The sequence below is a fragment of the Plantactinospora sp. A48 genome (assembly GCF_055793945.1).
The window spans coordinates 107,971-120,446 of record NZ_JBTIXF010000013.1; the positions used below are offsets into that span (position 1 = coordinate 107,971).

Consider the following 12,476-nt stretch of genomic DNA (forward strand, 5'->3'; position numbering starts at 1 on the left):
CGCCAGCACGCGCAGCACCGGGTGGCGCAGCACTTAAGTCACGCCGTCCCGAATCTGCCCGGCGAGCCGGGAGCGACCGGCGGTGGCGGTTCGCACGTCGGTCGCGCGGATCCCGGGTCAGGTACGCGGCGGACCCCGCCCCGATCACGCACCCGCTCCCGGTGTCGCCGGACACCCTCCCGGTTGCCACAGGCGGGCGAGCAGAAACGCTGCCTCCCGGTCCGGCTGAAGTCGGCGTACGCGGTGGTGCAGCCCTGCGCGGCGCAGCGGCCCAGGCGGTGCATTCCCCGGCCGGAAAGGTGCAGCGCCGTCGCGACGCAGATCAGCGTACGCAGCATCGAGGCCAGGGAAACGCCGGATTCGCGGTAGTGCAGATGCCAGCCTTCGCCCGCGTGGTTGGTCAGCCTCGGGTAGGCCGACGCGTCGCGCAACAGGTCGTTGAGCAGGCCCGCCCGGAGCTCAGGGGCGGGGGCGTCCACCACGGCCAGCCAGTCACCGAGGAACGTCCGGGTGTGTTGCAGATCGTCTTGGCCGTACGGCATGTCGACGACCAGGCCGGCGCCCCGGCAGCGGCCCACCAGTTCCCGCGCTGTTGATGGCGGATCGTTCGCCAGGGTGATCGCCAACCGGAGGGCATCCTCACCGTAAGGGTTGAGACGCATAAAGGTATTACAGCAACATGGCGACCATGGCACCAGCCGCCTCACGCGGCCATCCTCGTCGAGGTCCGCAACGCCCCACCACACCGACCCGGGTACGGCAGCCCGGCACGAGAGGTTGACGAGAACGTGCACCTGGATCTGCAGACCGTGCTCCTGCTCCTGGCCGTCGCCACCGCCGCGGGTTGGGTGGACGCGGTCGTCGGCGGCGGCGGGTTGATCCTGCTACCAGCCATCATGCTCGGCTTCCCGAACCTCTCCCCCGCTACCGCCATCGGCACCAACAAGCTGGCCGCGATCACCGGAACCTCTTCGGCGGCCATCTCGTACGCCCGTCGTACGAAGATCGACTGGCGGATCACCGGCCCGGCGGCCGCTGTCGCGGCGTGTTTCTCGGGGCTGGGTGCACTGACCGCGGCCAGCATCCCGGCGAACTCGTTTCGCCCGGTGACGATGGGGCTGCTCCTGCTCGTCCTGGCCTTCGTGGTGCTGCGCCCGTCGTTCGGCACCATCACCGAGGAGCGCGAGGTGACCACGCGACGTCGCATCGCCGCGCTGCTGCTGGCCGGGGTGGTGATCGGCTTCTATGACGGCGCGTTCGGACCGGGCACCGGCACCTTCCTGATCATCTCGTTCACCGCCCTGCTGAGCATGGACTTCGTCGGTAGCTCCGCGATGGCCAAGTTCGTCAACGTCGGTACGAACTTCGGTGCGCTGGTCGTCTTCGGCACGGGTGGTCACATCCTGTGGCACCTGGGCCTGGCCATGGCGATCGGCAACATCGTCGGGGCTCGGCTCGGCGCGCGTACGGCGCTGCGACGCGGTGCCGGCTTCGTCCGCGCGGTGCTGGTGGTGGCCGTGGTCGGTATGGTCATCCGCCTGGGCTTCCAGTATTTCTGACCGGTTCAGGCCGGCACGAATGATCCCTCTCGCTGATTGGACAGCCCGTGTGGACACGGTTCTCCGGCAGGCCGGAGAACGACTCCAGGGCGGCGTTGTCACCGGCCGCACCCGCCCCATGGAAACCGATCGTCCGGTGGCAGCCGGGGCGCGGACGGTCTTCCGGCCACGAAACTGCGAGCCACGGTCGATGTTCCGCAGACAACCGGTTCGGGTCTCCTCACGGGCCATCCGCATGACGTCATCACGGGACTCTCGGGGATAGGGCTTGGGCACAACGACATCGCTTCAGCCTGTTCCCGGGGCAAGCCAGCTCAGCTGTCACCTACCGGTGTGTCAGACCCGTGGTCCGGATCCTCGCGTACCTCTTTTCCGGTCACTCGCGAGTCCCCGCCGCGATGTTCGGGCCTGGCCCGCCGGGTCAGCGCGGCCGGACCATCCACAGTGAGGCGGACGGCCGGCAGGGTCAGGTGCCGGCGGTGCCGCCGGCACGACCAGGGCCGGCGCCCACCCAGGGGCGTGCTGGCCGGGCCGAGGTCAGCGGGCATTTGCCGTGCTCGAACTCAGTAGACGGTTTTGGAATGGCCGCATCCCTCGACGAGAAGAGCCGGACCCAGATGTCACTTATCCAGAACATTTCGCCATTTGTAAATAGTGATGCGTCCGGCATGGAGTATCGGGACTCGCCGGACGCTGGATGCGCGACATTTCATCGACATGAACGAGGCTGGACACTCGCTGTGATGGTCTTGACGACCCTCGTGACATAGACCAAACTCTTTGAAGACCGCGCACGTCCCGGTCACTGAGCAGCACCGAGACGCGGCGCGCGACCAAACGGGGAAAGAGGCGTTCGACATCACGGCACGGGTGGACGGGTCCCGTCGTCGTCATGCCGCGCATATCAGATGCTGGCATGTCAGTCGACACCTCAATCCCATTGGCCGGCAGAACCATTTCTGCCACGACATATGGGAGTCGTGCATGTCGGTGCGCACTATGCACACCCAGTCCATTTCCAGCCCTCCGTCCGTCGACGTCCCAGCGGCGCTGGCGTCGGACGGATTCGCTGTTCTCGGCCCGGTCGACGGCGTTGACCGCGCCGCCACCATGCTCGGCCAGTTCGGCGTGCTGGTCGGTCAGTACGACGGCAACCTGACCCATGAGGTGACCTACCGTCCCGGCAACGAGGGGCGGGCCTACTCCCAGAGCGTCAACACGATCCGCGCGCACACCGAGGCGCCCGGCTGGCGTCCCAGCCCGAAATACCTTGCGCTGTACTGTCACCGCCAAGCCCGCTGCGGCGGCGGCCACACCGACCTGCTCGACATCGAGGCGCTGCTGCCGCTGCTGACCGACGCCGAGCGCGCACTGCTGACCGACGCCGAGCTCGACTTTCCCGCACCGGCGCACGCCACCGACGGGGCCGGACCCGTGCGCGGCCCGATGCTGTCGGGTGGCACCGCCGGACCGCGCGTGCTGCGCTTCAGCTACAACCTGCTGACCACGGGGGAATACGACCCGCCGCTGGACAGCCGGCCGGACCCCGGGCGGTTGCCGCTCGGCGAGGCCGGCGCCGCCCTGGCCACCCGGGTCAGCGAACTGTTCGCCGAGCACCGGATCAGCGTCCTCATCCCGGAACACGCCGTGCTCATCTGGGACAACCGGCGGATGCTGCACGCGCGGTCGCGGTACACCGACACGGGCCGCCATCTGACCCGTTTCTGGCTCAACGAGCTGGACGCTGCGTGAGCATCCCGGGGCTGCCGTCCTACGACCCGGCCGACCCGGCCGAGAGCGCCGTCATCGCGCGACTGGCCGGCAACTGGCCGCGCCGGGCCACCGTGAAGCGGGACGAGCCCGACCTCGACGAGCTGTTCGACGCGCAGCGGCCCGACTACCCCGAGGTCATCGTGCCCTTCCGCGACCACGACGTGTGGCTCGCCCTGCCCGACGCCACCCGCTCGACGCTGCTGAGCTGGGCGTGGGTGGCCTACAACCGGCACACTGTGCTCGCCGAGCAGCGCGTGGCCAATCCGGCGTTCGCCCTCGTGATGGAGGGTGAGTTCCCGGGGCTCGGCGGCGAGTCGATGCAGATCGCGCTGGCCCAGGCGATGGTCGACGAGCAGTACCACACCCTCATGCACATCAACGCCAGCGCCGTCACCCGCCGACACCGGGGCTTGGCGTTTCCCGACTCGGCGCTGCCCGAGTCGCACACCGCCCGGGTGCACCAGCGGTTGCGCGACGCCGCGCCCGAGCGGTGGCAGCGCAGCCTCACGACACTGGCGTTCGCCACGGTTTCGGAGATCTCCATCAACGCGTACCTGGACCTGCTCGCCGACGATCAGGACATCCAGGTGATCAACTCGACCACGGCCAAGTTGCACAACCGCGACGAGTACTGCCATGCGTCGATTTCCGACGAGCTGGCGAAGATCGTGTACGACACGCTGGACGCTCCGCGACGCCGGTACTTCCTCGACGCACTGGTCGCCGGTCTCGACGCCTTCGTGGCCACGGACTACACGACCTGGGAACAGATCCTGGAGCTGGAGCAGGTGCCGGGCCGCGACCGGATGGTGGCCGAGGTTCGTGACGACCGGTCCCGGGCCAGGCTCGTACGCGACTACACCGGTCTGCACTCGCTCCTGTCGGACCTGGATGTCCTCGACGAGGTGGACTTCGACTGGTCCAGGGCGGTGGTCCACCCGTGACAGGCACCGTGCGGACGCCCGCGCTGCGAAGCGTCTCCGGACAGCGGCTCGCCGCCCTGGTCGCGGACCGCACGGGCGATGCCGGTCTGGCCCGCGACGCGGACGTCGTGTCCCGCGTCCTGCCGTTCAAGGTGAGTTCCTACGTCGTGGACCACCTCATCGACTGGGACCTGGCCGCCGACGACCCGATGTACCGGCTCGCCATACCGCACCGCGACATGCTCGACCCGGCGGACTACGCGCAGGTCGCCGCGGCGCTGGACAGCGGCGACGCCCAGGCGCTGCGGATCACCGCCGACAAGGTGCGCGACCGGCTCAACCCGCACCCCGGCGACCAGTTGACCCGCAACGTACCCAGCGACGACGAGCTTGACGCCTGGGGCCTCCAGCACAAGTACGCCGAGACGGTTCTCGTCTTTCCCCGGCAGGGACAGACCTGTCACAGCTACTGCGGATACTGTTTCCGCTGGGCGCAGTTCGTCGACCGGGCGGACCTGAAGCTCGCGGTGTCCGGGCCGCAGGTGATGACCGAATACCTGAGGCGCCACCGGACGGTCACCGACGTGCTGCTCACCGGGGGCGACCCGCTGGTCATGCGCACCGACCTGCTCGCGCAGTACGTGGAGCCGCTGCTCACCGACGAACTCGACCACGTGCGGACGGTTCGCATCGGCACCAAGGCGCTGTCGTTCTGGCCGTACCGGGTGCTGCCCGGTCCGGACGGCGACGCGCTGCTGCGGCTGCTGGAACGGGCGGTCGCCGCCGGCCGGCACGTGGCCCTCATGCTGCACTTCTCGCACCCGCGCGAGCTGAGCACCGAGCCGGTGCGGCAGGCGCTGCGGCGCCTCGCCGGCACGGGGGCCGTGCTGCGCGCGCAGGCCCCGCTGGTACGCCACGTCAACGACGAGCCCGCGACCTGGGCCACGATGTGGCGGGAGCAGGTCCAGCACGGCATCGTGCCCTACTACATGTTCGTGGAGCGGGACACCGGTGCCCGCCGCTACTTCGGCGTGTCGCTCGCCCGGGCCGTCGAGGTGTACCGCGAGGCGGTGCGCCAGGTGTCCGGCCTCGCCCGCACCTCGCGCGGCCCGGTGATGTCCGCGTCACCGGGCAAGGTCTGCGTCGACGGGGTCGCCACGCTGCCGTCCGGGCCGGCCTTCGCGCTGCGTTACCTGCAGGCCCGGGATCCTGACCTGGTCGGTCGGCCGTTCTTCGCCCGCTTCGACCCACTCGCCGAGTGGTGGGACGAGTTGCGCCCGTACGGGCCGGCCGACGCGCCGTTCTTCGGGCCGGCCGACTGATGCGCCTCGACCTGCACCTGGTCCGCATGGTCGACCGGGAGGTCTGGCGCTGCGCCCGGGAAGAGATTCCCGAGCACCATGCCGTCCTCGTCCAGCTGACCGTGGACGGATGCGCCGGCTGGGGTGAGGCCTCGGCGTTCATGACGCGGACGTACCGTTCGGACGTCGCGCACGTCGTCGACCGGCTACGACAGGTCGAGCCGATCCTGCGGGACGCCGACCCGGCTGCGCCGGAGGGCCTGTACCGGCGCCTGCGGCCGGTGCTGCGCGACTGCCCGTTCGCACTGGCCGCGCTCGACGTCGCCGCGCACGATCTGTCGGCGCGGCTCGCCGGCCGGCCGCTCCACGCGCATCTGGGGCTGCCCTCGCCACAGGGACGTCCGTCGGGCTACAGCATCGGCCTCGCGCCGTTGCCGGAGATGGTGGCGAAGCTGCGCGCCGTGCCGGGCTGGGGCCTGTACAAGGTGAAGCTGGCCCGGGCCGACGACCTCGACGTGCTGCGGGCGCTGCGCGAGCACACCACCGCGCCGTTCTGGGTCGACGGCAACGCCTGCTGGGAGCCAGCCGCGCTGTTCGCGGTTCTGGACCAGCTGCCGCAACTCGGCGTGGTCGCCGTGGAGCAACCGTTCGCCGTGACCGATGTCGCGGCGCACCGCGAGGCGCGCCACCGCAGCCCGGTGCCCGTCTTCGCCGACGAGTCCGTCACCGGTCCGGCCGACCTGGACCGCGCCGCCGGACAGTTCGACGGCGTCAACATCAAGGTGCTCAAGGCCGGTGGCCTCACACCGGCCCTGGCGATGCTGGGCCGGTGCCGCGCCGAGGGCCTGGCGACCATGCTCGGCTGCCTGCCCGAGTCATCGGCGGGCGCCAGCGCCACCGCCCAGCTGGCCGGCCTCGCCGACCACCTGGATCTCGACACCGTGGCTCTGCTCGACACCGACACCGGCACCGGGGTGCGGCTGGACGGTCAGGGCCGGGTCCTGCTCGCCGCCGGTCCGGGGACCGGATTCGAGCCCGACCGGGCCGCCGAGGCATGGGTCGTCCGTCCGGTCGCCCCGGAGCGGACCGCGCGGTTGTGGCCCGGTGACGGGCCACCCGGCGACGCCCGCCAGCTGGGCGTCGTGCGCGACGGGGCGGTCGTCGCCGCGCTCGGCGTCGCCGCTCACCCGTCCCCCGACGGCGCTGCCCGCTGGCGACTGTACGGCCCGGTCACCACTGCCACCGCCCGGGAACGTGACTACGCCACCGCGCTGCTCGACCGGGCCGTTCACGACCTCACCGATGGCGTGTGGGCACCCGGGGCCGACGGATCCGTCGAGGTACTGCGGCCCGCCGCCGAGACAGCCGACCCGCACCGGCCCGGTTCCGCCGTGCGCAGCGGGGATCCGGCGTGATCCTCATCCTGGTCAGCCCACGCCAGCACGGCCTCGACCTGACCCGTGCGATCCCCGACGCCCTGCCCCGCTGCCAGGTCCTCACCGGCGGACCGGTCCCCGCCGGCGCCGACAGCGCAGCCGGCCTCACCGCCGTCGCGAACTACGACGAGGAGACGATCGTCGAGACAGCCACCCGACTGGCCCACGGCCGCCACGTCGAGCGGGTCGTCTCCTTCGCCGAGGCCGACGTCCTGCCCGCGGCGCGGCTGCGGGAACGCTGGGACCTGCCCGGCCAGCACCCGGCCAGCGCCGCCGCGTACCGCGACAAGCTGCTGATGCGCCGGCACGCCGCCACGGCCGGGTTGCCCGGCCCCGCGTTCGCCCCGGCGGAGACCGCGACGGACGTGGCGCGGTTCGTCGCCCGGCACGGGCTGCCCGCCGTCGTGAAGCCGCGTCGCGAGTCCGGCAGCGTCGGTGTGCGGATCCTTCGCACGAGCGCCGACGTCGACGGGCTGCCCGCCCGGCTGCCGGAACATCTCGTCGAGGAGTTCGTGACCGGAGAACTGGTGCACGTCGACGGGCTGTGGGCGAACGGCCGCCCGGTGCTGGCCATGCCGGCCCGCTACACCGAACTCGGTTGCCTGGCGCACTGGTCGGATCAGGGCAGCGGCAGCGCGCTGATGGAACGGGAGCACCCGTGGTACGACCCGCTCGTGCGCGAACTGTGGACGGTCGTCGACGCCCTGCCGGCCGCGCCGGAACTCCTGCTGCACGCCGAGTTCTTCGTCACCGGCGGCGGGCGTCCGGTGCTGTGCGAGATCGCGTCGAGGCTGCCGGGGCATCCCATCCCGCCGATGCTCAGCCGGGCCCTGGGCACGCCGCTGCGCGACGCCTGGCTCCGCCTGGCCGCGGGACTGCCGGTCGACCTCGGTACGCTGGCGGCAGCCGCCGACCGGGCGCCCGCGGTCGCCAACTTCGGGCTGCCGCCCAGGCTGGGACGACTCGCCGACCTACCCGATCGGGTGCCCGCGGACTGCGCCGGATGGCTGCACGACCTGACGCCGCTGGCTGTGCCGGGTGAGGTCTGGGACGCCAAGCGCTACGCCGCCCGCAAGTCCGGCGACTTCGTGCTCAGCTGGACGGTCACCGCGCCCGACGCGTCGACGCTCGCCGAACGGCTCGACCGGAGCGCCCGGCGACTCGCCGCCGAGGTGCGCTGGACCGACGAGGGCGGTGCCCGATGAGCGGCGCGCTGCGCTGGGAGCGGATCGAGGTGGGCGAGGCGTGTGACCGGCTGCCGCTGGAGTCCTGGGTGGACCCGACCGGCGACCGGCCGGTCTGGTCGCATCCGCGGTTCCGCCGCGCGTCGGTCGTCGCCGCGCCGCAGTCCGCGTCGATGCTCGTCGCTCACCGCGGGGGCGTACCCGTGCTGGCCGCCCCGCTGGTCGCCAGCGAGACCGCCGGCGGTCTGCTGTTCTACGACATCCCCGCGATGATCGGCGACGAGCGGGCGTTCGGCGAGATCGTCGACGGCGCCCCCTCGGACGATGGTGCCCTTGCCGCCGCCAGGGCCGGTGCGTATCCGAGTCTGGCCGTCGCGAGCCACGGGGCGTACCACGGCATCCTCGTCGATCCGACGCTCGACCGTGCGGAGCGCGAACGGGTATGTTCCGCGCTGCTCGGCGGGCTGGCCGGCGTCGCCGCTGACGGTGGGTACGCCAGCCACGGTGTGCTCTACGCGACCCCCGCCCTTGCCCGGCTGCTCGACCCGCCCCCGGGTGACGCCCTCGGCCCGCCCCCGGGTGACGCCCTCGACCCGTCCCCGGGCGGTGCCGGGCCACGCACGGCCGTGCTGGGCGCCGAGGCGGTCCTGGAGACCAACGGCGCGGACTGGTCCCAGTACCTGGCCGAACTGTCTGGCCGGCGGCGGGGCATGGTGCTGCGCGAGCGCCGGGCGTTCGCGGCCGGCTCGACGGTCATCGAGACCGCCGAGGGCCCCGACGCCCTCGGCGACGATCTCGTGGAACTGCGGGCGGCGCTGCGGGAACGGTACGGGCTGCCGGGCTGGCGCGCGCAGAGCCGGGCCGAGTTCGAAGCGCTCGCCCGCTGGTGCGGCCCCCGGATGGTCGTCAACCGCGCGGTGCTGGACGGCGTCGTGATCGGGTTCGCGGTCTTCCTGCGGGACGGCGCCAACCTGTACGCGCGGACCGTGGGATTCGACTACGACCGGCTCGACCCGCGGGACCACTGCTACTTCAACGTCCTGTTCTACGCCACCCTGGAGTGGGCCCTGCCCCGCGGTGTACGCCGCCTGGAGTACGGCCTGACGGCCTATCCGGCCAAACGCACCCGCGGCTGCCGCTTCCTGCCCCGGTTCGGCGTATTCGGGCTGCCGGACGGCGACCGCGTGCTGGCCCCCGCCCTGGCGGAACAGGACCGATCCGAACGGCTGCGGCTGGACCGGGAGTGCGGGCCGGCGCTGCACCGCCCCGCGGGATGGGAGCGAACGGCATGGACGTGACGGCCGGCGACGTCTGGATCGACGGGGTGGTCGTTCCGGGTGACCAGGCGACCGTGCACATCATGACGCCGAGCCTGCACTACGGCTGGGGCGCCTACGAGGGGATCCGCTTCTACCCGTCGCAGGTGCCCGGTGCCGAGGGACCGGCCGCGTTCCGGTTGGACGCCCACCTGCGCCGGCTGCGCGCCTCGGCCCGCGCGCTCGGCATGACCGTCCCCTACACCGACGAGGCCCTCACCGAGACCTGCGCCGATCTGGTGCTCCGGTCGGGTCTGAGCTGCGGGTACCTCAGACCGCTGGTGTACCTGCAGCCGGGAGCGATGTCGGTCGCCGCCCAGCTCGACCGGGTCAGCGTGGCCATCGGCTGCTGGGCCTGGTCGGGCTACCTGCCCGACGCCGGCTCCGGCATCGGCGTGCGGACCAGCGGCTGGGTACGCAGCGGCCCGGCCCAACTGCCGCCGAGCGTCAAGTCCACCGGGGGGTACCTCAACCCGTCCCTGGCCCGGCTCGAGGCGGTCCGCAGCGGCGACCACGAGGCGATCATGCTGAACGCGGCGGGCCGCGTGGCGGAGGCCTCGGCGGCCAACGTCTTCGCCGTCCTCGACGGTGTCCTGGTGACGCCGCCCGCCGAGGAGGGCATCCTGCCGGGGATCACCCGGGCCACCCTCCTGGACCTCGCCGCCGACCTCGGCATCCCGGCCCGGCAACGCCCGCTCGCCCCGGCGGAGCTGCGCGTCGCGGAGGAGGTGCTGCTGGCCGGGACGGCGATGGAGGTGGTGGCCGTGGTACGCCTGGACGGGCTGCCGGTCGGGTCCGGGCTACCAGGTCCGGTGTTCAGGACGCTGCGTACCGCCTTCGACGACGCGGTCACCGGGCGGGCGGCCGACCGGCGCAGCTGGCTCAGGCCCATGACGCGCGGCGAGGGCCGGTGCGTGACGCGGGGTGCGGGCCGATGACCGACGTTCAGGAGCTGGTGCGGGCCCGGATCGCGGAGGCGGCGCAGGAGCCGGATCCGGTACTGCGGGCGATGCGCGAGGAGCCGCTCAGCGAGTTGGTCGTCGAGATCACCGGAATCGAGACGGCCCACCAACGGCTGCCAGGTGTCCCGCTACTGCTCGGGGCGGCGCTGGCGGCGCTGGCGGCGGACCTGCGGGTGCGGCTGTGCGCGGCCCCACCGGCGGAGGCATCCCGCCGTGCCGCGCCCGCGCTCCGGGCGCTGCTGCAACCGACGCTGTTCGCCGCGGCGGTCGACGCCGCCGAGCGCATCCTGCCGCCGGACCTCGGCGGGCGGCTGGCCGAACCGGCCGCAACGGTGCGCTCGGACGCCGCCGCCCTGCGCCGCGTGTACGCCGAGGAATGGCGCGACCGCCCGCTGCTGGAGGCCGCCGCGGGCGGTGACGAGCTGGTCTGCCGGGTGGCCCGGCTGTTCGTGGGAGCCGCGCTCGTGGCCGCCGCGGCACACCCGGAACCGCCGGCCGCGGGCGACGATGATGCGGCCGAAACGGCTGACCTGGCCGTCACCACGGCCCGCCGGTTCGCGTGGCGGTGGCTGCGCACCCCGGTCCCGGAGGCCGGCGGCGAGTCGCACCGCCGCCGTACGGTGGCGGTGCTGGCGCGGTGGAGCGCGGGCCGCCGATGAGTGCCCGGCAGCGCATCCTTCCCCGCGACCGGGGAGCCCGGCTGCTCGCCGGGGCCGCGTTCATCGACTCCGTCGGCACCGGGCTCTTCCTCGCGCTGCTACCGGTCTTCGTGGTACGCCACCTGCATCTTCCCGTCCCCGAGGTGGGCCTCGGGATGGGCGCGGCCGGGCTGCTCGGGCTGGCCGCGCCACTGCCCGCCGGGTACCTCGCCGACCGGTTCGGGGCGGGCGCCGTGTGGAGCGTGGCGTTGCTCGCCCGCGCCGCCTGCTACGGCTGTTTCCTCGTGGTCGGTTCGTTCACACAGTTCGCCGTCACCCTCTGCCTGTGCGGCCTGCTCGATCAGGCCAGCGGCACGGCACAGCAGGCGTACGTGGTCGGTTACGCCACCGCGGACCAGCGGGGCGAGACGATGGCCGCGGTGCGAGCGGTCCGCAATATCGGTCTGAGCGTCGGCCTGTTCGGCGCCGGCGCGCTCATCGCGGTCGGCAGCCGGGGCGTGTTCCTGGCTGGCTTCGCGTTCAACGCCGTGTCGTACGTGGTGCTCTTCCTGGCGATCCGCCTGCTCGAGCGCAGCCGACCGACCCCGGTACCGCTGCCCACCGCCGTGGCCGAGGAGGGGCCCCAGGTCCACGCCTCGGCCTCACCGCTGCGCAACTCACCGTACCTGCTGTTCTGCGCCGGCAACGCGGTGGTGATGCTGCACGACTCGGTGCTGTTCACCCTGCTGCCGCTGTGGATCGTGTCCCGGCCGGCGCTGCTGGACAGCCTGATCGGCCCGCTCCTGGCGCTGAACACCGGGTGCGCCTTCCTTCTCCAGGTGCCGCTGAGCCGCATGGTGGTGAGCATCGACGCGGCCAGGCGGGCCGCCCGCTACGCCGCCGCGCCCCTGCTGGCCGCCTGCGCGCTCTTCGCCACCGCCGAGCACGTCCCGGCCGGGCCGGCCACCGGCCTGGTGATCGTGGTGGTGATCATGCTGGCACTGGGCGACAACCTGCACGCCGTCGCCGCGTTCGAACTGGCGCACCGGCTGGCACCGCGCCGGTCGTCCGGCCGGTACCTCGGGGTGTTCAACCTCGGCAACTTCGCACAGCTCGCCTTCGGCCCGCCGGTCATGACGGGGCTGGTGCTGCGGGGCCCGCTCGGCTGGTTCGGCCTTGGTGCGGCCTTCACCGCCGGGTTCGCGGCCATGCTGGCGGGTGCGCGCTCCGCCGACCGGCCGCCGGAACGCCAGGAAACACCCGGCCTTCCAGCCGCGTCGAGCCGCGCCTCGCCCGGCGCGTCCAGCCCGACCGGGCCGCCCAGCGCGTCCAGCGCGCTCCCGTCGTGAAGCGGTACGCCCGGTGGCTGAACGTCCCCGGGTAC

General features: G+C 72.6%; 11 protein-coding genes. 10 read left to right on the forward strand and 1 reads right to left on the reverse strand.

The genetic code is table 11. The features are described from left to right. Window positions 1-38 precede the first annotated feature (38 nt). The gene (locus ACXN5W_RS10135; RefSeq protein WP_473157937.1) at window positions 39-662 is read right to left on the reverse strand and encodes a CGNR zinc finger domain-containing protein; all 624 of its coding nucleotides are present in this window, start codon (window positions 660-662) and stop codon (window positions 39-41) included. Window positions 663-788: 126 nt separating this feature from the next. Here ACXN5W_RS10135 and ACXN5W_RS10140 point away from each other — a divergent pair, with 126 nt between their 5' ends. The 10 genes from ACXN5W_RS10140 (at window position 789) to ACXN5W_RS10185 (ending at window position 12,441) form a co-directional block, all read left to right on the forward strand. Continuing rightward, window positions 789-1,559 (forward strand): TSUP family transporter, encoded by a 771-nt coding sequence (locus ACXN5W_RS10140; RefSeq protein WP_473157938.1) that lies wholly within the window; start codon window positions 789-791, stop codon window positions 1,557-1,559. Between the two features lie 984 nt (window positions 1,560-2,543). After that, window positions 2,544-3,311 carry a TauD/TfdA family dioxygenase gene (locus ACXN5W_RS10145; protein WP_473157939.1) on the forward strand — a complete coding sequence of 256 codons (768 nt, stop codon included), beginning with the start codon at window positions 2,544-2,546 and terminating at the stop codon, window positions 3,309-3,311. Then, window positions 3,308-4,276: an AurF N-oxygenase family protein gene (locus tag ACXN5W_RS10150; RefSeq protein WP_473157940.1), complete on the forward strand. Its 969-nt coding sequence runs from the start codon at window positions 3,308-3,310 to the stop codon at window positions 4,274-4,276. Before ACXN5W_RS10145 ends, ACXN5W_RS10150 begins: the two co-directional genes overlap by 4 nt. Continuing rightward, on the forward strand, window positions 4,273-5,577 hold the full coding sequence (locus ACXN5W_RS10155) for a KamA family radical SAM protein (protein ID WP_473157941.1): 1,305 nt from the start codon (window positions 4,273-4,275) through the stop codon (window positions 5,575-5,577). The genes ACXN5W_RS10150 and ACXN5W_RS10155 overlap by 4 nt, the downstream gene beginning before the upstream one ends. Continuing rightward, entirely contained in the window at window positions 5,514-6,971 is a 1,458-nt protein-coding gene (locus ACXN5W_RS10160) for a mandelate racemase/muconate lactonizing enzyme family protein (RefSeq protein ID WP_473157942.1), read from the forward strand. Before ACXN5W_RS10155 ends, ACXN5W_RS10160 begins: the two co-directional genes overlap by 64 nt. Further along, complete coding sequence (locus ACXN5W_RS10165) at window positions 6,968-8,197, forward strand: ATP-grasp domain-containing protein (protein WP_473157943.1); 1,230 nt, start codon at window positions 6,968-6,970, stop codon at window positions 8,195-8,197. Before ACXN5W_RS10160 ends, ACXN5W_RS10165 begins: the two co-directional genes overlap by 4 nt. Further along, window positions 8,194-9,474, forward strand: coding sequence for a GNAT family N-acetyltransferase (locus tag ACXN5W_RS10170; RefSeq protein ID WP_473157944.1), 1,281 nt, complete (start codon window positions 8,194-8,196; stop codon window positions 9,472-9,474). The genes ACXN5W_RS10165 and ACXN5W_RS10170 overlap by 4 nt, the downstream gene beginning before the upstream one ends. After that, a complete protein-coding gene (locus ACXN5W_RS10175) occupies window positions 9,465-10,430 on the forward strand; it encodes a branched-chain amino acid transaminase (RefSeq protein WP_473157945.1) in 966 nt (321 codons plus the stop codon). Before ACXN5W_RS10170 ends, ACXN5W_RS10175 begins: the two co-directional genes overlap by 10 nt. Next, the gene (locus ACXN5W_RS10180) at window positions 10,427-11,113 is read left to right on the forward strand and encodes a hypothetical protein (protein ID WP_473157946.1); all 687 of its coding nucleotides are present in this window, start codon (window positions 10,427-10,429) and stop codon (window positions 11,111-11,113) included. Before ACXN5W_RS10175 ends, ACXN5W_RS10180 begins: the two co-directional genes overlap by 4 nt. After that, window positions 11,110-12,441 (forward strand): MFS transporter, encoded by a 1,332-nt coding sequence (locus tag ACXN5W_RS10185; protein WP_473157947.1) that lies wholly within the window; start codon window positions 11,110-11,112, stop codon window positions 12,439-12,441. The genes ACXN5W_RS10180 and ACXN5W_RS10185 overlap by 4 nt, the downstream gene beginning before the upstream one ends. Window positions 12,442-12,476: the final 35 nt, after the last annotated feature.